The sequence below is a fragment of the Alteromonas sp. DY56-G5 genome, assembly GCF_041414725.1.
Taxonomy (GTDB): Bacteria; Pseudomonadota; Gammaproteobacteria; order Enterobacterales; family Alteromonadaceae; genus Alteromonas; species Alteromonas macleodii.
Map to the genome: position 1 here is coordinate 13,276 of NZ_JANHZQ010000036.1, position 25,875 is coordinate 39,150.

The 25,875-nt window shown below is 45.1% G+C and carries 22 protein-coding genes; 14 read left to right on the top strand and 8 right to left on the bottom strand.

Annotation, left to right across the window (positions count from 1 at the left end):
- Nucleotides 1–43 precede the first annotated feature (43 nt).
- Entirely contained in the window at nucleotides 44–2,929 is a 2,886-nt protein-coding gene (locus NO989_RS16105) for a M16 family metallopeptidase (protein WP_371342876.1), read from the bottom strand.
- Between the two features lie 337 nt (nucleotides 2,930–3,266).
- Between NO989_RS16105 and NO989_RS16110 the strand changes: the two genes are divergently transcribed.
- The 3 genes from NO989_RS16110 to NO989_RS16120 all read left to right on the top strand — a co-directional run bounded on the left by NO989_RS16110 (nucleotide 3,267) and on the right by NO989_RS16120 (nucleotide 5,619).
- Entirely contained in the window at nucleotides 3,267–3,833 is a 567-nt protein-coding gene (locus NO989_RS16110; RefSeq protein ID WP_014948751.1) for an Hpt domain-containing protein, read from the top strand.
- Nucleotides 3,833–4,585 carry a pseudouridine synthase gene (locus NO989_RS16115; RefSeq protein WP_371342877.1) on the top strand — a complete coding sequence of 251 codons (753 nt, stop codon included), beginning with the start codon at nucleotides 3,833–3,835 and terminating at the stop codon, nucleotides 4,583–4,585. Before NO989_RS16110 ends, NO989_RS16115 begins: the two co-directional genes overlap by 1 nt.
- A 92-nt stretch (nucleotides 4,586–4,677) precedes the next feature.
- Nucleotides 4,678–5,619, top strand: coding sequence for a ketopantoate reductase family protein (locus NO989_RS16120; protein WP_371342878.1), 942 nt, complete (start codon nucleotides 4,678–4,680; stop codon nucleotides 5,617–5,619).
- A 40-nt stretch (nucleotides 5,620–5,659) separates the two neighbouring features.
- Here the strand turns inward: NO989_RS16120 and lysS are convergent, their stop codons facing one another.
- Both lysS and prfB read right to left on the bottom strand, forming a co-directional pair.
- Nucleotides 5,660–7,228, bottom strand: a complete 1,569-nt coding sequence (gene lysS, locus NO989_RS16125) for a lysine--tRNA ligase (RefSeq protein ID WP_283625549.1) — start codon at nucleotides 7,226–7,228, stop codon at nucleotides 5,660–5,662.
- 23 nt (nucleotides 7,229–7,251) lie between these two features.
- Nucleotides 7,252–8,350 (bottom strand): peptide chain release factor 2 gene (gene prfB / locus NO989_RS16130; RefSeq protein WP_156078071.1). Its coding sequence is split into 2 segments (ribosomal slippage): nucleotides 7,252–8,274 and nucleotides 8,276–8,350, totalling 1,098 coding nucleotides; the frame shifts between segments, so codons are not numbered across the junction.
- Between the two features lie 311 nt (nucleotides 8,351–8,661).
- Between prfB and NO989_RS16135 the strand changes: the two genes are divergently transcribed.
- Nucleotides 8,662–8,880, top strand: a complete 219-nt coding sequence (locus NO989_RS16135) for a hypothetical protein (protein ID WP_039222898.1) — start codon at nucleotides 8,662–8,664, stop codon at nucleotides 8,878–8,880.
- A 226-nt stretch (nucleotides 8,881–9,106) separates the two neighbouring features.
- Here NO989_RS16135 and NO989_RS16140 read toward each other — a convergent pair whose 3' ends face one another.
- On the bottom strand, nucleotides 9,107–10,192 hold the full coding sequence (locus NO989_RS16140; protein WP_156086099.1) for an alkene reductase: 1,086 nt from the start codon (nucleotides 10,190–10,192) through the stop codon (nucleotides 9,107–9,109).
- 289 nt (nucleotides 10,193–10,481) lie between these two features.
- Here NO989_RS16140 and NO989_RS16145 point away from each other — a divergent pair, with 289 nt between their 5' ends.
- Together NO989_RS16145 and NO989_RS16150 are read left to right on the top strand one after the other, a co-directional pair.
- Nucleotides 10,482–11,540 (top strand): flavin reductase family protein, encoded by a 1,059-nt coding sequence (locus tag NO989_RS16145; RefSeq protein ID WP_231506437.1) that lies wholly within the window; start codon nucleotides 10,482–10,484, stop codon nucleotides 11,538–11,540.
- Nucleotides 11,537–12,691, top strand: a complete 1,155-nt coding sequence (locus NO989_RS16150) for a fatty acid desaturase (protein ID WP_371342879.1) — start codon at nucleotides 11,537–11,539, stop codon at nucleotides 12,689–12,691. The genes NO989_RS16145 and NO989_RS16150 overlap by 4 nt, the downstream gene beginning before the upstream one ends.
- Here NO989_RS16150 and NO989_RS16155 read toward each other — a convergent pair.
- Nucleotides 12,669–13,106, bottom strand: coding sequence for a DUF2177 family protein (locus NO989_RS16155; protein ID WP_014948742.1), 438 nt, complete (start codon nucleotides 13,104–13,106; stop codon nucleotides 12,669–12,671). The two genes, NO989_RS16150 and NO989_RS16155, sit on opposite strands and share 23 nt — an antisense overlap.
- Nucleotides 13,107–13,383: 277 nt before the next feature.
- On the opposite strand from NO989_RS16155, the gene NO989_RS16160 reads away from it, so the two are divergent.
- Nucleotides 13,384–13,755: a hypothetical protein gene (locus tag NO989_RS16160; protein ID WP_187447660.1), complete on the top strand. Its 372-nt coding sequence runs from the start codon at nucleotides 13,384–13,386 to the stop codon at nucleotides 13,753–13,755.
- 69 nt (nucleotides 13,756–13,824) lie between these two features.
- Here the strand turns inward: NO989_RS16160 and NO989_RS16165 are convergent, their stop codons facing one another.
- On the bottom strand, nucleotides 13,825–14,283 hold the full coding sequence (locus NO989_RS16165; protein ID WP_156086095.1) for a hypothetical protein: 459 nt from the start codon (nucleotides 14,281–14,283) through the stop codon (nucleotides 13,825–13,827).
- 247 nt (nucleotides 14,284–14,530) lie between these two features.
- On the opposite strand from NO989_RS16165, the gene NO989_RS16170 reads away from it, so the two are divergent.
- Nucleotides 14,531–15,409 carry a DUF417 family protein gene (locus NO989_RS16170; RefSeq protein WP_371342880.1) on the top strand — a complete coding sequence of 293 codons (879 nt, stop codon included), beginning with the start codon at nucleotides 14,531–14,533 and terminating at the stop codon, nucleotides 15,407–15,409.
- Nucleotides 15,410–15,470: 61 nt separating this feature from the next.
- Here NO989_RS16170 and NO989_RS16175 read toward each other — a convergent pair whose 3' ends face one another.
- Complete coding sequence (locus NO989_RS16175; RefSeq protein WP_371342889.1) at nucleotides 15,471–18,329, bottom strand: diguanylate cyclase; 2,859 nt, start codon at nucleotides 18,327–18,329, stop codon at nucleotides 15,471–15,473.
- A 102-nt stretch (nucleotides 18,330–18,431) separates the two neighbouring features.
- Nucleotides 18,432–19,646: an endonuclease/exonuclease/phosphatase family protein gene (locus NO989_RS16180; RefSeq protein ID WP_371342881.1), complete on the bottom strand. Its 1,215-nt coding sequence runs from the start codon at nucleotides 19,644–19,646 to the stop codon at nucleotides 18,432–18,434.
- Nucleotides 19,647–19,949: 303 nt separating this feature from the next.
- On the opposite strand from NO989_RS16180, the gene NO989_RS16185 reads away from it, so the two are divergent.
- The 6 genes from NO989_RS16185 to NO989_RS16210 all read left to right on the top strand — a co-directional run bounded on the left by NO989_RS16185 (nucleotide 19,950) and on the right by NO989_RS16210 (nucleotide 25,860).
- The gene (locus NO989_RS16185; protein WP_014975963.1) at nucleotides 19,950–20,999 is read left to right on the top strand and encodes a PLP-dependent cysteine synthase family protein; all 1,050 of its coding nucleotides are present in this window, start codon (nucleotides 19,950–19,952) and stop codon (nucleotides 20,997–20,999) included.
- Between the two features lie 36 nt (nucleotides 21,000–21,035).
- On the top strand, nucleotides 21,036–22,292 hold the full coding sequence (locus NO989_RS16190; protein ID WP_371342882.1) for a DUF2891 domain-containing protein: 1,257 nt from the start codon (nucleotides 21,036–21,038) through the stop codon (nucleotides 22,290–22,292).
- A 105-nt stretch (nucleotides 22,293–22,397) separates the two neighbouring features.
- Entirely contained in the window at nucleotides 22,398–23,033 is a 636-nt protein-coding gene (locus NO989_RS16195; RefSeq protein ID WP_014975961.1) for a response regulator transcription factor, read from the top strand.
- Between the two features lie 243 nt (nucleotides 23,034–23,276).
- Nucleotides 23,277–25,127, top strand: coding sequence for a methanol/ethanol family PQQ-dependent dehydrogenase (locus tag NO989_RS16200; protein WP_371342883.1), 1,851 nt, complete (start codon nucleotides 23,277–23,279; stop codon nucleotides 25,125–25,127).
- A 65-nt stretch (nucleotides 25,128–25,192) separates the two neighbouring features.
- Nucleotides 25,193–25,348 carry a hypothetical protein gene (locus tag NO989_RS16205; RefSeq protein WP_371342884.1) on the top strand — a complete coding sequence of 52 codons (156 nt, stop codon included), beginning with the start codon at nucleotides 25,193–25,195 and terminating at the stop codon, nucleotides 25,346–25,348.
- Nucleotides 25,349–25,359: 11 nt separating this feature from the next.
- Nucleotides 25,360–25,860, top strand: coding sequence for a pentapeptide repeat-containing protein (locus NO989_RS16210; protein WP_371342885.1), 501 nt, complete (start codon nucleotides 25,360–25,362; stop codon nucleotides 25,858–25,860).
- The last annotated feature ends 15 nt before the right edge of the window (nucleotides 25,861–25,875 follow it).

Consider the following 25,875-nt stretch of genomic DNA (forward strand, 5'->3'; position numbering starts at 1 on the left):
TGTTATGGGGGGCAATAATGTAAATTCAACAAAAATCAATCTATCAGTTTAACGTTTCTCGGGTATTACTCTCTACTGATAACTCGATAATTGGCATCGATAGCGCGTTTAACTGAGGCAAAATTTTAGCTTTATCGCCTACTACAATAATTTGCATCTTATCAAGATTCAAATATTGCTTTGCCAAGGTATCCATCGTTTTCTCATCAATATTGTTGATAATAGCAAGCTGCTCTTCACGATAGCCTTTATCAAGACCATAGCTAAGCAATTGCCTTAAAAAGCGCGCTTTACTGGTAGGTGTTTCAAATTCAAGTGCGTCGCTTAACGTAAAGGCATTGCGCATGAACGCAATTTCTTCCTCGGTTACACCTTCAGTGCGGTAGCGATTAATCTCTTTTAAAATTTCAGCGATACCTTCACCTGTGTTAGCAGCAGTGAGGTCGGTACTTGCTTCAAACCAGCCAAGGGTTTTGCCACCAACGAAACCACTATTTGCTCCATAGGTGAAGCCTTTATCTTCTCGAAGGTTCAGATTTATGCGGCTATTAAATGCTCCCCCTAATGGGAAGTTCATAAGGCGAGACTTAAAGTGATCGCCTGTCGCATCAAAAGGTAAGCTTCTATCAACAATAAATACTACCGACTGAACCGCTTCTGGGCTATCCACTAGGAAGATTTGGTTTTCTTCGTACTTGGGAAAGTCGCTGTAATCAGCAAATTCATAGGTATTCCCCTTCCACTGACCAATAAAGTCTAGTGTATTCACCATGTCTTTTTTCGGTAAGTTACCAACAACGACGATACTCGCTTTATCTGGCGAATAGTAATTGGCATAAAACGTTTTAACATCTTCCAACGTGATATTCTGCACAGTTTGCAGCGTGCCTTCATCCGGCAGGCTGACACGATTCTCTTCACCAAACAAAACGAGGTCACGCGCGCGGCGGGCTAAGCTAGACGGCGTTTTCGCTTGTTGCTGCAAGCCTTGTACAACACGCTCTTTCATGCGGTCAAAATCTTCTTGAGTGAACGCAGGGTTGAACAGCTTTTCTTTTAATAGCGCTAGGGTTTCATCTAAATGCTTGGTTAAAGTAGACACGTAAACCTGTGAGTATCTACCTGCAGTACTAAATCGGATAGCGCTACCCAGTTTTGCAAGTTCGCTAGCTAATTCTTCATTGCTGTAATGCTTTGTAGTTTCATTCATAAGTAACGCGGTTAAGTAGGCCGTACCCGCTTTACCTTCAGGGTCTAGCAACATGCCGCCATCCATACCTAATGTAAGCGTTACCGTTGGCGTTTCGGTGCTGGTTACGCCAAGTATTTCAATGCCGTTAGCAAGTTCAGATTCCCAATAATCAGGAACTTCCACAACCGGTGCCTCACCGGCTTTCGGCATTACGCTTCTATCAAAGCTAGGGGCGGTATTGGTAGATAGGGCACTGGAAAAGGCTTCGTCATCAGACACATCTACCGTATCGATTTCAATATTTCTCACCGGACGTTCAAAGGTCTGCTTAGCCGCAGCGAGCTGAACCTGCCCTTTGGGCACCACGCTTAATACAACGCTATTGGCGTCTTTAATATATTTGTTGTAAACACGCATCACGTCTTCAGCAGTTACGGCGTTGTAGCGCTCAATATCTTCAGCAATCAAATCTGGCGTTTGGTAAAAGGTTTCGTTAGCAGCGAGGGCTGACACTTTGCCAGATACACTTTGTAAACCAAATACCGTACGCGCTTCAATTTGCCCTTTTGTACGCGCTAAATCATCTGCCGTTACACCACGTGTTTCAAACTCTTTAAGGGTTTCATTCAGTACGTTCTGGAGAGTAGAAAGCGAGGTGACTTTTGCTGGATTAGCCAAAGCGAGTAGCTGAAATTCACAGGCAAGTTCGCGGCAAGGGTGAGACACCACGGCTTGCACCGCCATGCCTTCTTTCACTAGGTTTTTGTAAAACAGTGAGGTTTTTCCACCGCCTAAAATATCGGCCAATACGTCCAGTGGCGCTTCGTCTTCATGGCGACCATACACTGTAGGATAAGTTATTTGCAGAAGCGGAAGATGAACTTTATCTTCTAACGTTACATAACGGGTTTCGTCTAGCGTTACTGGCTGAGGCTCAGGCTCTTCTACTTTCGGTCCTGTTGGGATTTCCCCAAAGTACTTATTCACCCACGCTTTGGTTTTGGCTACGTCGATATCGCCACCAATAGTTAGGACCGCATTGTTCGGGCCATACCAGCGCTTAAAAAAGGCTTTTAGGTCATTGACGTCAACGCGGTCTAAATCTTCTACATAGCCGATAGTCATCCACGAGTATGGATGCCCTTCGGGATATAACGCTTCACCATTAAGCTCGAAACGCAATCCGTAGGGCTGATTGTCCACACGCTGCGCACGCTCGTTTTTAACCGTTTCTCTTTGGTTTTCAAACTTAGTTTGGTCTACGGCTTCTAACAGATAGCCCATTCTGTCAGATTCTAGCCAAAGGACTTTCTCCAATTGGTTAGCCGGTACGGTTTCAAAATAGTTTGTGCGATCGGTATTGGTTGTGCCGTTTAAGTTACCGCCCGATTCCGTAACAACCTTAAAATGCTGCTCATCGGCAACGTGTTTTGAGCCTTGAAACATCATGTGCTCAAAAAAGTGAGCAAAACCCGATTTACCTACCTCTTCTCGCGCAGAGCCAACGTGATAGGTAACGTCAACATGAACCAGTGGATCAGAATGGTCTTCGTGGAGAATGACGGTAAGTCCGTTTTCTAATGTGTACTTTTCGTAAGGAATAGACACGGTGTTCGACGAATCAGCTACTGTGTTTAGTTGGTTATTCGTCTTCTCTTCCTGTACGTGCTGACACGCTGTTACTGCAATGACGCCTATGGTCATAACGAAGGTACGTAGGGTCAGTTTTCCTGACATGATGATTCCTTTTAAATTACTACACATTCTTCACTCTGCCTTTTCACTCTATATTCACTGAGTGGTACTTGGCTTATTGGGTGAAAACAGAGGTTGCTATCTCTATAGCGCAAGCGAATTTTCGAAGACTACCAGACTTTTTAGCGCTTTACTTGCTTCGACTTTGCTATGATTGTATTAATTTGTGTATTTCTGAAATACACTTACACTTCATAGTCTTTTGTAAAATAGGCTTTAGCCAGTTGAATTCGCTAAGTGGTACGAATGAACTGACAAACGGTTTCCATTTGGAATAGAAATAGCCCAATAGAAGTTGCGAAATAAAAAGGATAGTTGCATGGATCAGTCAACAACAGTAGTCGATATTGATTTTGGAATGTCACAGCTAAGTGGAAACAAAAAACTGTTGTTCACCCTACTTGGTAAGTTTACAGACGAATACCGTTCTCTTGATGCTGACTTGCAGGCGCATGTTGCTAAGGGCGATTTTAATGAGGCTTACTCTCTTGTTCACACACTAAAAGGCGTGACAGGAAACCTAGGGCTTTTTGCTTTGCACAATGCGAGCAAGCCTGTAGAAAGCGGCTTTAGAAACGACAAACGCGTTGCTGAACAATACCCTGCTTTTATCGCAGTACTAGATGAAACCATTGCTGCGGTTGATGCGTTGATCAAAGAGCCAGAAGTCACAGCTTCTGCCCCGGCACCGGCGAATGGAGCAGCAGCTGAGCAAGCGCGAAAACAGTTAATGACAGCGCTGAAAGCGAGCGAGTTTATCGCCCAGGACAAACTGGATGAATGGCTAGATGCCCTTGCCCTACCTCAAGAAAAGCGCTCGGCTATTATCGATGCGGTAGACGAACTTGACTATGAAGAAGCCATTTCAGAGTTAGAAAATAGCTAGTGCAGCCGATCCCCGTTCTCTTTGAAAATACAGACCTCATTATTGTTAACAAGCCTATTGGCATTGCTATGCACGATGCCACTAATGAGGCAGATGTTAGAGAAAATATTGCCGAAAACGGCGAACCAAAAAAAATAGACGGCATTGTCACCCGATTAAAAAAGCAGTTAGCCGTAACAGAACTGCATCTTTGCCACCGCTTAGATACGGGCACGTCGGGCTGTTTATGTCTTGCTAAAAATGCAGCTGTAGCCGGAGAAATTGGCGAGCTTTTCTCATCAAGACGCGTCAGCAAATATTACTTGGCTTTAAGCAGCCAAAAGCCCAAAAAAAAGCAAGGCACGATAATGGGCGACATGAAAAATCGTCGAGGCGGCCAGCGGATTTTGCTAAAAACCTCAGAAAACCCGGCTATCACTCAGTTTTTCAGTAGCGCGGCTAAGCCCGGCACACGAGGCTTTATCGTAAAGCCTCACTCGGGGAAAACCCATCAAATTCGTGTGGCGCTTAAAAGCATTGGCGCACCTATTTTGGGTGATACACTTTATGGGGGTGAGACATCAGACAGGCTGTATCTTCATGCATGGCATTTGCACCTACCTTTGTCTTCTGGTGAATTATCGGTTACGGCACCTTTCGATACAGGTGAAGTCATAAACGAAGCCGATGTGCAGACTTGGTACAACGGGCTTAATGCGCCTGAGACTTATCCATGGCCTTCCCTGCCCGCACGCTTTCTGCCGGCGTGCTAGGGGAAAACGCGAACGGCCTAATAGGTGCTAACCTAATAGGTGCTAATAGTCATAAGAAAATAGAAGCTACTTTCAATGTTTAATAGGTGCTAATGGGTAAACTACATATAGTTGGCGGCGGTGCCATAGGAAGCCTGATTGCTGCAAGCGCCCAGAAAAATGGCGTGCCGTATGACTGCTACCCCAGAGACATGAAAACCATGCCCTCTTGCGCACACTGGCAAAACGGCCAAACCACTGCGCTAAAACCTGCGAAGCCTTCACCTATCGTGTTACCTAAAAGTGATGTGCTGATAATCCCCTTAAAAGTATATCAACTTAAAGCAGCCCTATTGCAATGGCTTCCCTATCTCACACAACAACCTACCGTTGTGCTGCTTCACAACGGTATGGGCGGACTTGAGATCGCAAGAGATTTACTAGGCGGCGATTATCCGTTGCTTCTTGCTACAACCAGTCATGGCGCGTTAAAAGTAAGCGCGTCGAGCGGCGATTTTCATGTTAAGTATACTGGCGTTGGCGCAACGCAAATTGGCGCGCCTAATGTAGATAAGCCATCACCTCAAACATTGGCCGCCCTCTCACAAATAGCGCCACAGCTAGCCAGCGCAATTGCGACGTTAGATAACGCACTTCCGCCGGTGCAATACCAAAATAATATTCTAAGAGCATTGTGGACGAAGCTTTCCGTTAATGTTGTGATTAACCCACTAACGGCGCTTCACAATATCCAAAATAAGCACATTGCTAAGCCTGAATTTGAACAAAGCCGTATTTCAATTTGCAATGAGTTTACTCAGGTAGCGGATGCTTACGGGCTAGATTTTGATGCACTGTCAGTTCATGAAAATGTGCTGTCTGTAGCCAAGGCGACCGGAGAAAACTACTCAAGTATGCATCAGGATGTTGCTCACGGTAGACAAACAGAAATAGACGCCATCAACGGTTACATTGTAGATATGGCAACAAAAAAGGGTATTCCCGTTCCCGAGAATACCCTTTTAGTAGAGCGTGTTAAGGCGCTGAAGCTTTAACAGCGCCGAGCACCTAAATCACGCAATTTAAGGATTAAGATTATTCTTGTTCACCCGCTTCTTGCGCGTCTTTTGGCGCCTGAGGCTTCATGTGTGGGAACAAGATAACATCTTTAATTGTTGAGCTATCAGTAAATAGCATAGCTAGACGGTCAATCCCGATACCTTCACCCGCCGTTGGCGGCAAGCCATATTCAAGGGCGCGGATGTAGTCATCGTCAAAGTGCATGGCTTCATCGTCGCCAGCGTCTTTCTCTTCAACCTGCTTTGCAAAACGTTCCGCCTGATCTTCTGGGTCGTTAAGCTCGCTAAAGCCATTCGCTAATTCACGTCCACCTACAAAGAACTCGAAGCGGTCGGTAATGAATGGGTTGTTGTCGTTACGGCGCGCAAGCGGCGATACTTCCCACGGATATTCTGTAATAAACGTAGGTTGGATAAGCTTCTCTTCTGCTGTTGCTTCGAAGATTTCGCAAAGGTACTTACCCGCACCCCAAATGCCATCAACTTCAGGCTCTTTAATGTGAAGCTGTTTTGCCATTGCTTTAAGCGCGTCAAGGTTCGCCTCTGGGTCGCGAATAGCTTCTTCGTTAGCTTCTGGCCAGTACTTAAGAATAGCTTCGCCCATACTTAAGCGGTCAAACGGCTTACCAAAATCGTATTCAACTTCAGACGTTACGTTACCTTCAGCGTCTTTAGTTGTGTTTTTGATAATGCTTGTACCAAGAATATCTTCTGCCAGCGTGCGCAGCATATCTTCGGTAAGGTTCATCAGGTCGTTGTAGTCTGCATACGCTTGATAGAACTCAAGCATAGTAAACTCTGGGTTGTGACGGGTTGATAAGCCTTCATTACGGAAGTTACGGTTAATTTCGAACACACGCTCAAAACCACCAACCACTAGGCGCTTAAGATAAAGCTCTGGTGCAATACGCAGGTACATATCGATGTCTAACGCATTGTGGTGAGTCACAAACGGCTTCGCTGTCGCGCCGCCAGGAATAACCTGAAGCATCGGTGTTTCTACTTCAAGGTAGTCACGAGCGGTAAGATAATTGCGAATACCGTTTACGATCTTGCTACGGATCATGAACGTTTTGCGCGTTTGTTCACTTGTGATCAAATCAACGTAGCGCTGGCGATATTTCGTTTCTTGGTCACTCAAACCGTGGAATTTTTCTGGCAACGGACGAAGTGCTTTTGTTAGCAACTCGTATTGCTCCATGTTCACGTAAAGGTCGCCTTTACCTGACTTATGCAGGTCACCCGCCACGCCAATAATGTCGCCAATATCTAGTGCGCCATATTTTGCTTTAAGGGCTTTTTGCGTGTCTTTATCTGCGTATGCCTGAATACGGCCAGTCATATCTTGAAGCAACATGAAAGGACCACGCTTTGCCATAATACGGCCAGCGATGCTTACTTTGTTACCCTGCTCTTGTAGCGTTTCTTTGTCGAATTCACCGAACTTAGCTTGAAGCTCATCCGCATAGTTTTCGCGACGGAAGCTGTTTGGGAAACCGTTTGCACGGCACTGCTCGCGAATAGCGCTTAGCTTAGCACGGCGCTCTGCAATCAATTTGTTATCGTCTGTTTGTTGGTCAGTCATAACCTTTCACTTCGTTGTTCGGTTTACAGCCCAGATTTCAGGCTGGCTTCAATAAATTTGTCCAAGTCGCCATCCAGCACGGCTTGAGTGTTGCGTGTTTCCACGCCAGTACGCAAATCTTTAATGCGGGAGTCGTCCAAAACGTAAGAGCGTATTTGGCTTCCCCAGCCGATATCAGACTTGCTGTCTTCCATCGCTTGTTTTTCAGCGTTTTGTTTTTGCAGTTCAAACTCATAAAGTTTGGCTTTTAACTGCTTCATCGCCTGATCTTTGTTTTTGTGCTGCGAGCGGTCGTTCTGACACTGCACCACAATGCCCGTAGGTTCATGGGTAATACGTACCGCTGAATCTGTTCTGTTTACGTGCTGGCCACCCGCGCCCGATGCGCGATAGGTGTCTATACGTAAATCAGACGGGTTGATTTCAATATCAATGTCGTCATCAATTTCAGGATATACAAACGCAGATGAAAACGACGTATGACGGCGGTTGCCCGAGTCAAACGGCGATTTACGTACTAAGCGGTGTACGCCTGTTTCTGTGCGTAGCCAGCCAAACGCATATTCGCCCTGAACGCGCAGCGTAGCACTTTTAATGCCCGCGACTTCACCTTCCGACACTTCAATAAGTTCCGTTTTGAAACCGTGCGCTTCGCCCCAACGCAAATACATGCGCAGCAGCATATTGGCCCAATCTTGTGCTTCTGTACCACCAGAGCCCGACTGAATATCAATATAGCAGTCGTTTTCGTCGTTAGGGCCAGAAAACATGCGGCGAAACTCAAGCACTTCTAGCTGCTCAATTAAGCCTTCAAGCTCACTTTGGGCCTCAACGAAGGTATCTTCATCTTCGGCTTCAACGGCCAATTCAACGAGACCTTCAACGTCTTCAGTTCCCTGATCGAGCTTGTGGATCGTCTCTACGATTTGCTCCAAGGCCACTTTTTCTTTGCCAAGGGCCTGCGCTCTGTCTGGCTCGTTCCAAACGTCAGGACTTTCTAATTCTCGGCTAACTTCTTCTAAACGCTCTGACTTTGCATCAAAGTCAAAGATACCCCCTAAGCGCTTGAGTGCGCTCGCGGATATCTTTTATCGCATTCGTAACGGGGTTTATTTCAAACATAGTCCGCTTATTTCGTTAAAAATTTAAGACCGCGGATAGTACCGAATTTGAAGGAATTTTGATAGGGGTTGGCGCAAATATTGCGACACTGAGCTTGTGCTAATTTTCGTATGGATTTTAAGCACCTTCGTTGAAGCGAGTATTTTCACCGTTCAATGGCGCGCACATACTGTTGGGTAGGCTGTCTTAGCCCATACAAATAGAGTAAATGTTTGAAAAAGCAGCCTTCAGCTGCACTAGTTTGGAGCATTATTGCTTATTGTCGCGTGCGTTTAGTGTGCGAATTGATTGGAAAATCTTTTAGGAAAAGTATGTCGTTCAATAATTTGTCTTATGCCGTTATCGGCGTACTTCTCGGTCTTTTTGTATTGGCCTTGGGTCAACTCGTCGATTGCCAGAACCTTGCGGGGGCAACGATGGCGTTGCAGTGCCCCAACGGCACGCCCATTTCTAAAATGTGGCTTGCCACGTCAATGCTAATAGCGGGAAGCGGAATTTTCACTTGGCTATATCGCAATCGTAAATATTAACCGTAAAGTGCAGAAATGACTCGGTGAGTATCAACGGTGTTAACACATCACTGCGTATAACTGTTACGTAATGAGTCTAACTGCTGACTGACGAAAGTAAGATTTAGAACGAACAACATGTTTTAAGTGCTGTTCGTTCTGGTAAAAAAAGAGCCATGCTCACTTTTAATGGATTGCCCCTTTTTCCTGAGCAAAGTGTTTTTTACACACCCGCTGGAATTTCCGGCTATTTAGCAAAAGAATAATCTGTGTAGCCCTTCTCACCACCACCAAATAACGTATCGGGGTTGTGCTCATTCAGCGGTACATTATTCGCCAGTCTGTAGGGTAAATCTGGGTTCGCCACGAAAGGTCGACCAAAACCAATCATATCTGCCCACCCTTCAGTTAGAGCTTGTTCGGCACGCTCTGTGTCGTACTTTCCGGCATAAATGAGCAGACCGCTATAGGCTTCCCGAATAGCCATCTTGAATGATATTGGCATTTGCGGCGCATCATCCCAGTCGGCTTCAGCAATATGCATATAGCCAATCTTGAAACTATTAAGCATGGAAGCAATAGCAAGATAGGTCTCTTCGGGATTGTCGTCGACCGTCCCGTTTAATGTTGTTAGGGGCGCCAAACGTACACCTACTTTATCAGCGCCAATTTCCTCAGACACAGCCTGCACCACTTCTTTCAAGAATCGAATACGGTTCTGTACACTTCCGCCGTATTCATCAGTTCTTGTATTACTTTGAGAATCAATAAACTGGTTAAGCAAGTAACCATTAGCCGAATGCAACTCAATGCCATCAAATCCGGCATCTACGGCATTGCGCGCCGCAACGCGATACTCTTCCACCACGGCTTTTATATCTTCAATGCTCATTTCTCGGGGCATGACCGACTCAACAAAGCCAGGGTTGCCGCCTTCATCAACAAATACTTTTACGCCTTTTGCTTGAATCGCCGATGCGCTAATTGGCTGCTGCCCCTCTGTATTTGAAGGATGGGATACGCGGCCCACGTGCCAAAGTTGCGCAAACATCACACCACCCGCTTCATGGACTTTATCTGTTACCAACTTCCAGCCATCGATTTGCGCCTTGGTATAAATACCCGGCGTCCACGCATAACCCTTACCGAGTGCCGAAATTTGTGTGCCTTCACTCACAATAAGCCCTGCACTTGCGCGCTGAGCGTAATATTCAGCCATAAGGGTGTTGGGCACATCTCCCGGCTGCGTTGAGCGGGAGCGGGTCATTGGCGGCATAACAACCCGATTGTTCAGCGTTTTTCCAGACAGCGATAGGGTTTCAAATAATTTCATAATACAGTCCTTTGAACTTTATTCTTGCAATTTACACGTTTAGATAACGGTAAATATAAGGCCCTATAGCTGGCTTAGAACCCGTACTTTTAACAAAGCACTTTTGCATTTTTCACAAAAGTACCGGTGTATTTCGACGACGTTATCCCAAATTTCATGCATCTCCTCTTGACGCAGAAAAAATTAAGCTTACACTTGTGCGCTGAGTTAGCGTACAAGTGTAAGCTAAAATATTTTCATCCTTTTTGTATTTAAGATATTCCGACGAAATACAGGTGTGATTTCTACATTGAGACTATTACTAGATAAATTCACTGATCGCATTTTTCACCATGCCTCTTGGAAGGGCTACTGGGAAGTGCTGATGCAGCAAGTTAGACCCGCGTGGCGCGATGGGTATTTCAGAGCTAGGGTCGTGACCGTAAAAAAACTGAGCACGGATATGCTCGAGGTGTTACTTATACCAGAGAGGTCTTGGCCAACGCATGTTGCAGGGCAACATATCGCAATAACCATAGAAATTAATGGCAGGCTCACCACTCGCGTGTTTACCATAGCGAGTGGTGCTAACACCCGACAAAAAGAAAAGCAGATTCGTCTTGTAACCAAGGTTAAAGCTCAGGGCGCATTAACACCTTATCTTCACTCTTGTGTGCCTAATCAATGGGTAAATATCTCAGCCCCTATGGGGGAATTTATCTGGCCGAAGGTTGAAAAGCCCCTACTTATGATAGCGGGCGGCTCGGGTATAACTCCTTTCATTGCCATGCTTGACGATGCCGTCAACAACGCGCAGCTAAACCATACACCGGTACACTTACTTTATTTTGCTAAGCCGGACGAGCATGTATTACTCAATGAATTATCAGCGTTCAGTCAGCGCTGTGAGCACTTCACCTATGATATTTTGAGCAAGCAAAAAGACGGAGACGTAGAAGCGCATCTGTGTAACTTTGCCAATGCACACTGGTTAGTGTGTGGTCCACATGCCATGTTCGAGCAAGTTGAAAGTTATGCAAAAGCGATCAACGTGCCTGTTTCGAGCGAGCACTTCGCTGCGCTTCCTGTGGTGAGCAACACCAGCCTTACCGAAATCGAAACCTTTTCCCTGGTACACAATGGCCAATCTTTGGCTATCGACAATCAGCAAACCCTACTTATACAACTTCAGCAAGCAGAACAACCTGTGACTTATGGCTGTGGCATGGGAATTTGTCATCAATGCCAATGTGTTAAGAAACGGGGCGTAGTGAGAGATACCCGCACGGGTGAGCTTTCAGATAGCGCAGAGCAACTTATTCAGCTGTGTGTATCACAAGCCGTTACTGATTTGGAGATTCAACTATGAACACCAGCGTTGCAATAGACAACCAACACCGTGAAGAAGCCATCGAACAAGCGCATGCTCCGATAAGTGGAACCAAAGCAATTCGGTCAACGAGCACTAAAGAGAAACCGAACTACGAGTTACTTGCCGCTCAGCTTGATGAAATTAAAGCTGACATTAAACGAAAAGTGGGTGCTGAAGATGCGGCCTATATCCGACGTATTATTCTTGTTCAGCGAATTTGCGAGTGGAGCGGACGGATACTTTTAATGTTGGGGTTCATTCAACCGCTGCTCTGGGTTGCCGGCGTATTGAGTTTAGCTACAGCAAAAATTCTCGATAATATGGAAATAGGCCACAACGTAATGCACGGCCAGTACGACTGGATGAACGACAAACACATTAATTCGAAAGGCTATGAGTGGGATATTGCCTGCGATGGTGCGAGCTGGAATCGCGTTCATAATTACGAGCATCACACGTATACCAATATTATTGGGAAAGACAGAGACTTTGGCTACGGCTTGCTTCGTTTATCTAACGATTTTAGATGGCGTGTAAAAAACCTATGGCAGTTTGCGACTTACATCGTACTTAGTGTTTTATTTCAGTGGGGTGTGTCGTATCACGAAATGGCCGCTGAGCGGGTCTTTTTTGGGAAGAAGAAAGACAACCGAAAGAATCAGGTTACTCATAGTGAACTAAAGAAGCGCTTTTTTAGCAAGGGCGCACGTCAGTTGGTAAAAGATTATATGCTATTTCCTTTGTTAGCTGGGCCGTTATTTTTATGGGTATTTACCGGTAACCTTATCGCCAATTTGTTACGCAATTTATGGACATCTACCATTATCTTTTGCGGCCATTTCACTGGTGATGTGGAAACGTTTAAACAAGAAGATTGTATTAATGAAACCCGAGGGCAATGGTACTACCGACAAGCGCTTGGCTCATCGAACATAAAGGGCGGAAACCTGTTTCACGTGCTTACTGGGCATTTAAGCTTTCAAATTGAGCACCACCTGTTTCCAGATATCCCAGCCAGACGCTACCGAGAGATGGCACCCAAGGTAAAAGCCGTATTCGAAGAACACGGCATGCACTACAACACTGGCGGCTTTTTAAAACAATACGCCAGCGTGTTAAAACGCATTATTCGCTACTCTTTCCCTTAACCAGTTGAAACCCTAACCAGCCGGCCATGGCGCTTGCGCTGGTTAGGCACGTGCCCCACGCCCAATCAATCAACATGATAAACAAAGTAAAACCTTCAATTATGCTGTACGCCGTTAAATTGTAGGCGCCATAACTGGCCAACCCTAGAAGCGCGCCATCGATCCCTGCATAAAGTAACGACTTATCTCTGTTCGCCACCACAGCAAGTACAAACACCACACATCCATACATGAGGTAAAAAACCACCCAAGGCCACGTGATAAATTGACTTCTAAGTAGAGGAGCCATTTCACTTTGATACCAGCCATCCGCAATAACGCCAAGCCACAAGAAGTCGAGCACACCAAAACACACAAAGATTGCAATTAACGACACGACGATGTTTTTCGCAAAGCGAATGATGTTGGAAAGCATGGAACCTATCCCTGTAAATAAGCAAATTGCGGATGCAAGTGATTTAAAATATGAATACGCAAGTGTTGCACAATAAGCGCACCGCGAGAATGCTAAACCTTAAAAAACAAATCCACACTTTACTTAAAACTTACACTGGGTGCTGCAACTAAAGAGGCGTTTGAATCTCAAAGTGACGTGGTTCAAATAAGCGTTAAATAAAATGAATAAAACACTATTAGTAATAACGACCTCTTTGATTGTCAGTGCGTGCGCTCAAAGGCCACCACCTTTAGACATGGATGAAATATTTTTTGAAACGAAGATCAAGCAAGACGGTACCAAGCTCTTCGCCTTTAGCATTCCGTTAATGCAGCATCGTGACAGTGCCAAAGGTGGCGGTAAAGGTGGCCGTGGTCAGGGAGGCGAACGAAGTGGTCGTGGCGGTCGCCAAGGACAGGAAAGTCGCGAAGGCTCGTCACATAGCAGCGATAGAATGACTGAGCAACTTTATACATCTCTAGATGAGAAACTGGATGAGACCGGTTATTGCCAAACGGGCTTTCTAGAAATAGATACACACCAAACCGAAGATAGGCTTCACCTATTAGGTGAGTGCAATGAAACGGCGAGCGAACTGGACAAAATCGAGTTCCCCAACGTTAATTAACCCGCGTTGTTGTGAAGCGCATTGCCGATGGCGTGCGCTTCATTCAACGTTCGTTTGCTAAACAACCTCTTAGTCAACACACAAGGTATGCTCCACAACGCCGTTAGACACATAGGCTCTACAGCCGAATAAGTCCGTACTTTCTAAACACACGCCGCGCGCCTTTTCTCCCGCTTCCATATTATTGTTTTCCGTAACACAAGCCACTTCGCACTCGCTGCTGTCATTACACGCATTACCGGCATCGTTTGCTGGGAGCACACAAGCATGCGCCTGCTGTCGGCCTACTTTCTTCCAGTTACCACCGTGTTTATCGCACACTTTTTCAGACTCAATGGAATAGGCCTGCTGCACCAAAGGCAATGAGGTATCAACGACTTGCTCTAATCTTTCGACGTCTTCAACACTCGTGATTGGCTCATCAATAGGTTCTGGAGGCTGAGCGCCACAAGCAGACAAGGCTGCACACACGCCTGCTATTAACCAGATCCTAAAACGCTTCTGTGCTCTACTGCTTGCTTGTTTCATTTTTTCTCTCAATTTATTTTACTTTCTAAACCACTACTATTTAAGCCCTACACTACTTAAGACCTAATTTAATTAAGACCGCTGCTACTTATGACAACCGCTATTAGATAAGTTCTTATTTTGTCGATAAATCCTTATTTGCTTATTGCGCTATGCCTAATAAATTATCAAACCTATGAAATTTTAGTGCTACCTCGACGGGTCTCTACATACACTTCGCAAAACTAGCAGTATTTACGGACGCTTTATGACACTAAACCAAACCGAAAACATGGTCACCGCATTGCTCACTTTTAGCTTCGCAGTTCTTGGCCTAACATTTTTATTGGGTGCAAACCCCAATGCACTTATCGCTACATTTAATTTCTACTCGTTAGACACTGTGTTGAGCGAGAGTGCCCTTGGTGCTTTTTCTGGTATCGCATTGCTGTTACTACCGTTAATGACCATTGCAGCACGTTTTAACCTTGTTTCAGCAAAAGCAGTAACACTATATGCCGCTTTTGTAACTGCCATTCCATTGCTGACGTTATTATCACCAACAAGATGGATGGCCGATTTAGGGGGCTTCCCGATTATTGGCAGCGGTCAAGGCATCATCAAGTACTTCGCAGTATTACCGCTTTTCCTATTCTTGTTTTATCGCGAAAAATTTTCGCACAAGCAACTGACATACCTCAACTTTGCTCCTGTAGCCATGGTCTTATTATGGATAGGAGGCATGAAGTTTTTCGAGTTTGAAGCTAATGCAATTGTGGGGCTAGTTGAAACATCACCGTTTATGTCGTGGCTATATACTGTGTTTAGCGTACAGGGGGCATCGAATGTAATTGGTGGATTTGATGTCCTCTTTGCATTGCTATTGGGCGCGGGCATCTTTTCTAAGAACAAGCCGGTGATCATTGCGAGCGGACTGGCTTGTTTATCGGTTTTTCTGATAACACAAACGTTTTTGTTTACTGTGCCGGATACCTTTAACAGCACGACTATTGTCAACCGCCTAGGTCAGTTCGTTATTAAAGACCTTTGGTTTGTCGCTAATCTTGCTGTGGTGGCTTACTTTACGCTGTTCGAAGCAGTTTCACGAGAACGCGAAGAAACGCAGTTGAGCCAATCGCCACAGTAAGGCTTTACGGCAAAGCCAGGTCAAAGATGTTGTAGTAATTAACCACTACCTCACTTATCGTTTATTCGAAAATGGTCACTTGGTTGCGGCCATTTTCTTTTGCAGTGTAAAGTGCTTGGTCGGCATGGGTTAACATTCTGTCGTGATCTCTCGCGCCATCTGCACTTGCTACACCAATACTGATTGTGACTTTCAGCGTTTGCGCTATAAAACTGAAATCATGTGCTGCCACAATTTTTCGAACATGATCCATAGCAACCCTTGCATTTACCAAGTCATATTCGGGTAACAACACAGTAAACTCTTCGCCGCCCCACCTTGCACATTTAGCATAATGCGGAACTTCGCGATTTAATATACGGGCCACCTCAGTAATGACTTTATCTCCTACTAAGTGAGAGTACTGATCATTTACCTGTTTAAAATGGTCGATATCGATAACGGCAAGACATAGAGGAGATTGTTTCGCTTTAGCCTCTTCAAAATATTGTACAAGCCAGCGGTCGAATGCTCGTCTATTTGCAATGCCGGTGAGATCATCGTGAGTTGCTTGGAACTCGAACCGCTTAGTTTGTAATTCTAGTGATCTGGTTTGTTCATCGACCCTTTGTTTTAAAATCATTTCTGATTTTTTCAAGTGATGAAAACGTACTTTATAAAGTGCATAGATAACAAAACAGAAGAAAAGAAAAACCGAGAATTTAAAAGCAAATGTCTGATAAATACTGGGTAACACGCGAATAGAAAATGGTGACGTAATCTCTTGCCAGGGACCACCAATATAACGAGCACGTACTTTAAACTGATAACGACCAGGTGCTAAATTAGTGTATTCAGTCATTCTAAATTGATGACGGTTAACCCAATCTTGGTCATATCCTACTAACATAGCCTGATACTCTATACGCGAAGGCATAGCGAAACCCAACCCTGCATACTGAAACGCAACTCGCGTGGTTAACGGCGTTACGTCTACTTCCCTTTTATCCGTATCAAATTGCTGGTCAGCACCGTCCAGTAGTACCGCCTCTATACTTACCGGAATAGGGAATTCACTCAACATGGCAAGGTTTGCAGGCGTTACTGTGGCAAGCCCTTTCGCAGTAGGAAGCCAAACATTTCCGTCTACATCGACAAACTGAGATGGCTGTGACCCACCATTGATTTGAATACTCGCCAGGCCATTTTCTTCCTTAAAATGCTCAAATTCCAATAATGCACTTGGATGTGTCAGACACTCCTTAAGACTTGATAGTGAAGTGAGAATGACCCCTTGGTTTGAACTTAGCCATACACCGCTGTTGTGATCTATACCGATCGAAAACAGTTTATCTACGGGAAGCCCCTGCGACTTTTCGATTACACTAAGTGCCTTAGTAGCATTGTCAAAATACGCAAGGCCTCGATCGGTTGTAATCCAAGTTCCCTTTTCAACAACGCTAAAACTGAACGCGTGCTGCGCATCTGAATGTTCAGGAAACGAAACTACGTGCACAATACCCTGTTGGATATAGGCGAGCCCTATCCCTGTAGCAATCCAGATTCGTCCTTCACGATCTTCTGCCAAGCCCATCGAAAAATGGGCAGGTAGCCCATTTTGTTCATTGAAATGGCTTAGCTTTCCATCTGGCGTTTGTTGAACTACACCTTGCGCCGTGGCATACCAAACACTGTTATCACTCGCTAAAAGAATGGCCCTTACTTCATTACTCGGTAACCCTAAATGTCTATTGAGGTACGGAGTAAGTTGGTCGTTTTCATATCGCAGTACACCTTTTGTGTAGGTGCCAACTAACGTTACCTCTTCAGTTACCGCTGCCAAACTCAGTACAGAAAAAGCTTCACCCGTAGTAAGCGATGCGCTGGAAAACGCATCATTGGAAAATATATCTAATCCAGCACTTCCACCTGATAAGAGTTTGCCATCAGACGTTTGCAAAACAGTTCGCAAAAAGTCTCCACTCATTCCTTGGCTTTGCGAGAATGTGGTAAATAGCGCACGACGCAGCCTAAACAAACCACCATTAGTGCCAATCCAGATATTTTTTTCCAAATCTTCAAGCAGTGAAAAAACGCGGTTATTGGGAAGACCTGCAGTTGCATCCAGTTTTTCTAGGCCTAGGTCACTTAGACGATAAAGGCCATGATTGATGGTGCCTACCCAAATGCTATTTTGATGATCAAGCAAAATACTACTAATTGATTTGTCGGCAAGTGAGCTGTGAAGTAGCGCGAAGGTACCGTTTCTTTGCTGCCAAACACCGTGTTCCGTGCCAACTAAAACACGTTTTTTGCTATCAAGAGCGAGAGTAAATGATGGACCAGAGAGTATGTTGTGGTCGGGTACAGCTAGCTGAAATTTATCGTTTATGTATTTGAATAACCCTTGGTTTGTTGCAAACCAGATTACGCCAAATCCATCTTCGATTATGCGGTAAGCACTCGAATTTACAATGTATTCTTTTTGCGTGCCGTCAGGCGTTCTCATTGCAATCCCCGTGTCTTCCAGCGCAAACCACAACACGTTATTACTGTCTCTGAATGCATGATTAACCATTGAAGACAGAGGTGCTTGAGCATGCCACTGCTCTGCGATAAGCGACGTTACACCGCCTCGGTTTCCTGCCACCAGTAGCTCGTCGCGGGGCTTGTTGTAATACAAGCTTCGAATGCCGGAGTCTGGTAATCCTGTTTGCGCGCCGCGGGTAAATACAGTGAACTGCTGACCATTAAACCGAGCAACACCTTCCCAAGTACCCGCCCATAGATACCCATTGGATGTTTGTGCTAATGCGTGAATACTATTGTGAGGAAGCCCGTCTTTCGTTCCCCACGATTGAGGGAAATACCGGTTGAGCGGCATGAGCTGAGAAGACTCTACCGAAAAGCCATCTATGGGTATCACCCACAGCAAACACATCACAAAAGTGAGAGACACAAACTTCAATGGCTTCTCGGTACATTATTAGATAGACGATGTAATAATACCTCTATCTATTAACTAACACAAAAATTGTGGTTTTTAGTTATCTTCGGTCAACGACAAGCTAATCCAGACTAACCTGTGATCTGAGCTGGCTTCGCGGTCTTTAACTAATCGATATAGGTCACTGGTTTTTGCAGGCCAGAAAACGCCAGCATCGTTCACATCGAAACCAAATCGAGATGGCAAAACATAGTCAGCTCTGGCTCCCCAATAGGCAGTAAAGCGGTTACTAAACTCTGCACCTGACGCGCCTGCACCACCTGCGCTTGTTGGAATGATGTCGTTATTAACTAACGGGTGCTCGGTCAACTGTTCAATCACACCCTCGCGATGTTTATCTCCAATATCCGCCGCGTTAAAATCACCAACAAGTACAAAACGCGCGTTCTCTGACAGGCTGACTTTCTCGCCATTATCATCGTAAATGTAGGCCCCTTTATCCGGAGAAAGATAATCTGCCATAAGCCTAATTTCGTCAAAGTTGCGTTTGCCGTTGCGATCCTCGCTTCCATCGAAATTAGGTGGTGTTGGATGCATAGCAAGTATGTGTACGGTTTTACCTCCTACTTTCACCGGCACATCCCAGTGAGACTTAGAACTCAACCTTAGCGCGGCCCACTCTTCTACGTCGTACCATGGCTTGCCCTTATCAGTACTTCCGCTCTCATCGGGAATAATAGGAACCTGTGGATGAGGCATGTGATGCCATTTAAACGTCTGAAAGGTGCGAATACCATCAACATCAATAGGGTATTTTGACAAAAGCGCCATGCCATATTGCCCGGGATAAAGCCCAAAACCATATGCATCGCCACCAAAACCTTCTGCTTTGCCATTGTTATCTAAGTCGAATTTCGTGGGCTCCCCTGTGTTAACTGTGGCCACATACGTATATGGGTAATCCACAGGATCAAGGCCGCCTTGTGAAACATTCAGGTAGTTCTTAACAAATGCTTCTACCCCTTTACGCTTATCTGCAATGTAGTCAAATTCATTCAACATCAAGATATCGGGGTTAACGCGTTGAATAATTTCAGCAATGTTTTTAACTTGGCTATGCTCACCCGTTGAAAGAACGTGTTGAAGTACCTGATCGCTTGGCTTCATACCCAACGCTTTGTAGTTAGTGGCTTCCATACTTACATTAAACGTTGCGACTTTAAGCATTTGCTCTTCTTGCGAGCTAGCCAGCGTAGATACGAATAATGCGGGTAAAAGAGCTATCGCACAGAAAAGCGCCCTATTTTTCATGTTGTTACCTGTAAGTAAAAGCGAAATGCAAAGATAGCAACTTTAGCGGCTTATCTGAACTTTTTTGTTTTAATAAAGATCGTTGTATCAACAAGATGGTAATGCTCTCGCTCTTGCAGAAAAAAAGAAATTTATTTTCATAAATGAGACCTATAAAAGAAATATTTTTTACTATAAAGCACCAATACTAAAATAATAGAATCAAATACTCGCTCTTAACTGATATTCTAATTTTGTTTTATACAGCTAGCGTCAAGCGAACTACGCTTAACGTTTCGCATTTTGGGTGAATGAGAGAAAGTTATGAAAAGCTGGGTTTCAAAAGCGATCAATATTATCAATGCAGATTATCAACGTTCGGCTGATACGCACTTAATCAAATTAGAGCAGATCGCCTTTAGAGATATTGATATCTATCTTAAAGATGAAAGCACCCATCCAACAGGCAGCCTAAAGCACCGTCTAGCCCGGTCCCTTTTTCTGTACGCCCTTTGTAATGGAAAAATTGTAGAAGGAACTACTGTAGTAGAAGCCTCGTCAGGCAGCACAGCGGTGTCTGAAGCTTATTTTGCTAAAATGATTGGCGTTCCGTTTGTTGCGGTTATGCCTAAATCTACCGCCCAAAGTAAAATCGCGCTTATTGAGCGATATGGCGGGCAGTGTCACTTTGTAGATTGCCCTACGCAAATGCACAGCGAAGCAACCAAAGTAGCTCACGAGCTTAATGGTTATTTTATGGATCAGTTCCTTTTCGCAGAGCGCGCTACAGACTGGCGAGGCAATAACAATATTGCTGAGAGTATCTTTGAGCAAATGAAAGCCGAGCCCCACCCTATTCCACACACCGTGGTTATGAGTGCAGGTACAGGTGGAACATCAGCTACCATAGGGCGTTACATTCGCTACAAAGGTCTCTCTTCTCAGCTTGTCGTGGTAGATCCAGAATTCAGTGTGTTTTTTGATAGCTTCAAAAACAACGATCATACACTTACTGCTACCCGTGGTAGCCGCATAGAAGGGATAGGACGCCCTAAAGTGGAAGCCTCTTTTCAACATGACGTTATAGATGACATGATTGCCGTTCCCGATGCCGCCAGTATTGCAACCATGCATTGGTTAAACAACACCATGGGAATTAAAGCCGGCCCGTCTACCGGCACTAACCTATGGGGCGCATTAAGTATTGCTGAACAAATGAAGCAGCGAGGAGAAGTGGGATCGATCGTAACGCTTATGTGCGACAGCGGAGAGCGGTATGGTGAAACTTACTATAATGCTGGTTGGGTAGAAAAGACCATTGGCTCACTCGCTGAATACACCACCAGACTAGAGGCCATCGGAGCCCCTGCTTAAATAGCCTGTTTCTGCTGTTTAAAGTGCTGGGGCGTTATGTATCGCGCAGCACTTTATTCAAAGCGTTTATCTCTATACATTGGCGATATACTTCTCATTGATAAAGCGCACAAAATTATGATCAAAATAAAAAACGTTGTTAGCTGTACAGTTGCATTCGTCACAGCGTTTGCTGCACACACTGCCTTTGCTACCAGTACATCGACTGTTGAAATTGCAAACACAAGCAACACTAGTACTAACCAAACCGCAGACGCGACCGCCAACGCTGACGACCCTAACAACAATTACGAAAGCGTTTTTGCTAACCTCGCGCTTCATTGTATTCATCAAGAGTTTCCAAATGTAGTGAAACACATGATGAATAACGGCGATGACGTTAAGGCACCCAATCAACTATACCCTTCATTTTATGGTTGTTTAGACTGGCACTCGTCGGTTCATGGCCATTGGCTTTTAGTAAGAATGCTAAACACTGCGCAAGATGCAGTGGATAAGGATGAGATCATTGAAAAGCTCAACATCAGCTTCACGCCTAAAAATATCCAAGGTGAATTGACGAGCCTTAAGCGTGAAAACAATGCCTCATTTGAACGCCCCTATGGTCTTGCTTGGTTCCTGCAGCTAACCGCTGAACTACGTCAATCTTCCCTTCCTGAAGCAACAAAATGGCTAAATACTTTACGTCCTCTCGAGGACGAAATTGTAGCCAGAGTAAGCGCATGGTTACCCAAATTAGCTTACCCAATCCGAACGGGTGAGCATAGCCAAACCGCCTTTGCTTTTGGCTTAATGTTGGATTGGACGAAAACAGCAGGTAATAAGGAGTTTGAAGCGCTGTTAACGTCCAGGGTGAAAGACTACTATCAAGACGATACACAGTGCCCTCTTGCCTACGAGCCTTCGGGACAAGATTTCTTATCACCGTGTTTGGCCGAAGCTGATTTAATGCGAAGAGTAATGTCTAAAAAGGACTATAGCCAATGGCTTTCAGCGTTCTTTCCAAGCCTCACAGCTAGAACATCAAATTGGCTAGCTCCCGCTACAGTGACTGACAAGACGGATGGTAAACTCGCTCACCTAGACGGGCTGAACATCAGCCGAGCGTGGATGATAGAAGGCATAATGCAAGCTTTGCCTGAAGGTGACAAACGCTTACCTGTGCTTAAGAAAGCATTAAGTTCACATCGTGAGGCCGGGCTCAACGCGGTGTTTGGTGACATGCACTATATGGGCAGCCATTGGCTTGGCAGCTTTGCCAGCTACTTAGAAACACAGCGCGGTTTGAATTAACTTATATCCTACTAAAGTGTGAGATGAATGAGCACTAAAGTGCTATTCGTCTCACACGCCTACCGTGGCATGCTCATTCTATGGTGATATGAATAAAGCGCAGCTATGGAAATTTTACTTGTTGATGATCACGCAATAGTGAGAGAAGGCTTTTCTACACTGTTATCTTCGGTACTCGAAGGCGCTGTCGTCACCAATGCAAAAAATGCGCAGCAAGCCACAAATGCACTTCGTGCCAACCACTTCGACCTCATTATTTTAGACATTAATTTAGGAACCACCAGCGGACTCACGCTAGCGGAATATATTGTTCAGCGCTGGGAGCACGCAAAAGTACTTATGTTCAGCATGTTCGATGATATTTCCATCATCGATAGAGCTATGAAACTAGGGGCAATGGGGTATGTTAGTAAACAAAGTGAACCTGATGTACTGATAAGCGCGGTGACATCTATCATTAAAGGCCGCCGTTATTTAGAACACAATACTGCCATTGAGCTCGCTACATTCAACCTGTCACATTCTGGAGGCAACTTAACAGATCTGACACAAAGAGAGTTGGATATATTTCTTGGTATAGCCAACGGTCTTTGCCGAAAACAGGTCGCTGAAAGCCTCAATATTTCTGAAAAGACGGTCTCAAACGTTATCACCCAGCTCAAGCGAAAACTTGAGCTACAGACAAATGCCGAGTTTGTTCACCTTGCCATAAAGCAGGGTTATATCAAAATTGCCAGCTAAACAAGCGCCACTAAACAAGGTCGGGAAAACTTCCCTGTACTTTCGTATCTCTTTTATACCCCTTTGGTACTGACTTTGTCTCATGATAAAGATATCTCATTTAAATCAACATATTAGCGTTTTTATTACACTTCAATCTAAGGGAATTTTTCCCGCATTTTGAAGGACGGAATCCGTTTATCAGGGCCTCTACTTAGTTACATACTGTTAACACAACATCAAGGTAACAGTGGAAATAAAACTATGGCTAAGTTCTATTCAAAGGCTTCATTGGCCTTAAGCGTAATTATTGGTTTAGGTACGAGTTCACATTTATATGCGGACGATGGCGTGACATGGGCAGACATTGAAAATGATGCCAAGACGCCTGAGAACGTACTGATGTATGGTATGGGTCCAGAAGCTCAGCGTTACAGCGGACTTGATCAAATCAACAAAGAAAATGTACACATGCTATCTCCGGCTTGGGTGATGAGTTTTGGTGATGAAAAGCAACGGGGTCAAGAGTCCCAAGCAATCGTGTACGACGGTATTGTCTATGTAACCGGTAGCTACTCCCGTATCTACGCCTATGAGGCAAAAACAGGTAAGAAGTTGTGGGACTACGCCCACCGCCTTCCAGAAGGGATTCGACCGTGTTGTGACGTGGTAAATCGCGGCGCAGCAATTTATGGTGACTTAGTCTTTTTCGGTACGCTGGATGCTGGCGTTGTTGCCCTTGACCGGCTAACGGGCAAAGTAAAATGGAAGAAGCGCTTTGAAGACTATCGTGCAGGCTACACCATGACGGGGGCACCTACGATTGTTAAAGACCAAAAGTCAGGAAAGGTCATGCTTATTCACGGTTCATCAGGTGATGAGTTTGGTGTTGTAGGAAAACTGTTTGCACGCGATCCTGAAACCGGTGAAGAGATTTGGATGCGTCCATTTGTTGAAGGGCACATGGGCAGATTAAATGGTAAAGACAGCACACCTACTGGTGGTTCATACGAAGTGACAACGTGGCCGAAGGATGAAAACGGCGAAATGGTTGAGGCTTGGCACCACGGTGGTGGCGCACCATGGCAGAGTGCAAGCTTCGATGTTGAAACTAACACCATCATTATTGGTGCAGGTAACCCCGCTCCTTGGAATACATGGAAACGCACCGCCAAAGGCGGCGATCCACGAGATTGGGATAACCTTTATACTTCCGGACAAGTGGGTGTAGATGCAACCACTGGTGAGGTTAAATGGTTCTATCAACATACACCTAACGACGCATGGGATTTCTCTGGCAACAATGAACTTGTTCTATTTGACTATTACGATAATGGAAAGCTCATAAAAGCGACGGCTCATGCAGACAGAAATGGCTTTTTCTATGTAGTTAACAGACAAAACGGTGAATTCATCAGAGGCTTTCCCTTTGTAGATAACATTACGTGGGCCACACATATAGACCCTGACACGGGTCGCCCAGTTGAAGTAGACGGACAACGCCCACCACTGCCTGAGCCGGGTGAAAAACGAGGAAAGTCAATAGAGGTATCGCCTCCATTCTTAGGCGGCAAGAACTGGAACCCGATGGCCTACAGCCAGAATACCGGCTGGTTCTATATGGGCGCAAACCACTGGAAAGAAGACTACTGGACGGAAGAAGTGACCTATAAGAAAGGTGCAGCTTACCTAGGACAGGGTTTTAGAATTAAGCGCATGTATGACGACCACGTGGGCGTACTTCGTGCCGTAGACCCCATTTCAGGTGAAATTAAATGGACACACAAAGAGGAACTTCCTATGTGGGCTGGGGTACTGGCGACGAAAGGCGGACTCATTATTACCGGAACGGGCGATGGCTATGTCAAAGCTTTCGATGAGGAAACCGGTAAAGAACTTTGGAAGTTCCAAACGGGCTCGGGCATCATTTCATGCCCTATAACCTGGGAAGAGGATGGTGAGCAATACATCGGCTTAGCGTCAGGGTATGGTGGTGCAGTACCTCTATGGGGAGGAGATATGGCTGAACTCACCAAACCTGTCGCGCAAGGTGGTTCGTTCTGGGTATTTAAACTTCCTAATCACAATAAAAAGCAAAACGTAGCTAAACAATAGCTTTATCTTTGCAACAAACCAAACCGAGAGGCGGTGAAAACGCCTCTCGGCATTAAGGATCTCTCATGCGCTTACGTTTTCAAGCAACCAAACAACTCCCCATATTATTAGTTGTCCTATATTCAGCAACTGCCAGTGCCATTCCCGATTTCGAAGATGACGTGGAAATTATCAACGGATGTGAAATAAAACCAAAGACAGTGGTAGCGATACAGACTTAAGCGGTGCTGATTTGAGCCATGCAAATTTGCACGGGGCAGTATTCACCAACGTTAAGTTCAACAAAACAGATTTAAGGCACGCCAACTTAAGCTATGCGACGTTTAAGAAAAGTAACCTAAATCACGCTGATTTAGCTACCGCCAACTTAAAACACGCAGATTTACGCAGCTCAAAAGTTCGCAACGCTAACTTAGAAGGCGTAGATGGCTGGGCGCTGTTCGGTCAAGGGGTTGATTTCACTAACTCCAACTTTTCAGGTGCTAACCTGGACCAAGCGCGTTTATCAGGTGCGACAATGGTAAACACCAATTTACGTGCCGCGCGCTTAGAGCGGGTTTGGATGAACAAAGCAAACTTTGAAGGTGCTTCACTGATTAACGCCAATATTCAGGAAGCAAAACTGAACGATGCAAGTTTGTATCGAGCGAACCTAACCGGCACGCGCATCCACTACGCAACATTTCAGGGCACTTTCATGGACGAATGTATAAACTGTCCTATTAACTGGTAACTGTGATTGGGTGGA

Coding starts and splice junctions, on each gene's coding strand:
- NO989_RS16110 (WP_014948751.1), top strand. CDS start 3,267: ATGGATCAGTCAACAACAGTAGTCGATATTGATTTTGGAATGTCACAG.
- NO989_RS16190 (WP_371342882.1), top strand. CDS start 21,036: ATGTATCGCGCAGCACTTTATTCAAAGCGTTTATCTCTATACATTGGC.
- NO989_RS16155 (WP_014948742.1), bottom strand. CDS start 13,106: ATGCTTTCCAACATCATTCGCTTTGCGAAAAACATCGTCGTGTCGTTA.
- lysS (WP_283625549.1), bottom strand. CDS start 7,228: ATGACTGACCAACAAACAGACGATAACAAATTGATTGCAGAGCGCCGT.
- NO989_RS16195 (WP_014975961.1), top strand. CDS start 22,398: ATGGAAATTTTACTTGTTGATGATCACGCAATAGTGAGAGAAGGCTTT.
- NO989_RS16180 (WP_371342881.1), bottom strand. CDS start 19,646: ATGAAAAATAGGGCGCTTTTCTGTGCGATAGCTCTTTTACCCGCATTA.
- NO989_RS16105 (WP_371342876.1), bottom strand. CDS start 2,929: ATGTCAGGAAAACTGACCCTACGTACCTTCGTTATGACCATAGGCGTC.
- NO989_RS16120 (WP_371342878.1), top strand. CDS start 4,678: ATGGGTAAACTACATATAGTTGGCGGCGGTGCCATAGGAAGCCTGATT.
- NO989_RS16160 (WP_187447660.1), top strand. CDS start 13,384: ATGGATGAAATATTTTTTGAAACGAAGATCAAGCAAGACGGTACCAAG.
- NO989_RS16205 (WP_371342884.1), top strand. CDS start 25,193: ATGCGCTTACGTTTTCAAGCAACCAAACAACTCCCCATATTATTAGTT.
- NO989_RS16175 (WP_371342889.1), bottom strand. CDS start 18,329: ATGTGTTTGCTGTGGGTGATACCCATAGATGGCTTTTCGGTAGAGTCT.
- NO989_RS16200 (WP_371342883.1), top strand. CDS start 23,277: ATGGCTAAGTTCTATTCAAAGGCTTCATTGGCCTTAAGCGTAATTATT.
- NO989_RS16170 (WP_371342880.1), top strand. CDS start 14,531: ATGACACTAAACCAAACCGAAAACATGGTCACCGCATTGCTCACTTTT.
- NO989_RS16135 (WP_039222898.1), top strand. CDS start 8,662: ATGTCGTTCAATAATTTGTCTTATGCCGTTATCGGCGTACTTCTCGGT.
- NO989_RS16165 (WP_156086095.1), bottom strand. CDS start 14,283: ATGAAACAAGCAAGCAGTAGAGCACAGAAGCGTTTTAGGATCTGGTTA.
- NO989_RS16140 (WP_156086099.1), bottom strand. CDS start 10,192: ATGAAATTATTTGAAACCCTATCGCTGTCTGGAAAAACGCTGAACAAT.
- NO989_RS16150 (WP_371342879.1), top strand. CDS start 11,537: ATGAACACCAGCGTTGCAATAGACAACCAACACCGTGAAGAAGCCATC.
- NO989_RS16185 (WP_014975963.1), top strand. CDS start 19,950: ATGAAAAGCTGGGTTTCAAAAGCGATCAATATTATCAATGCAGATTAT.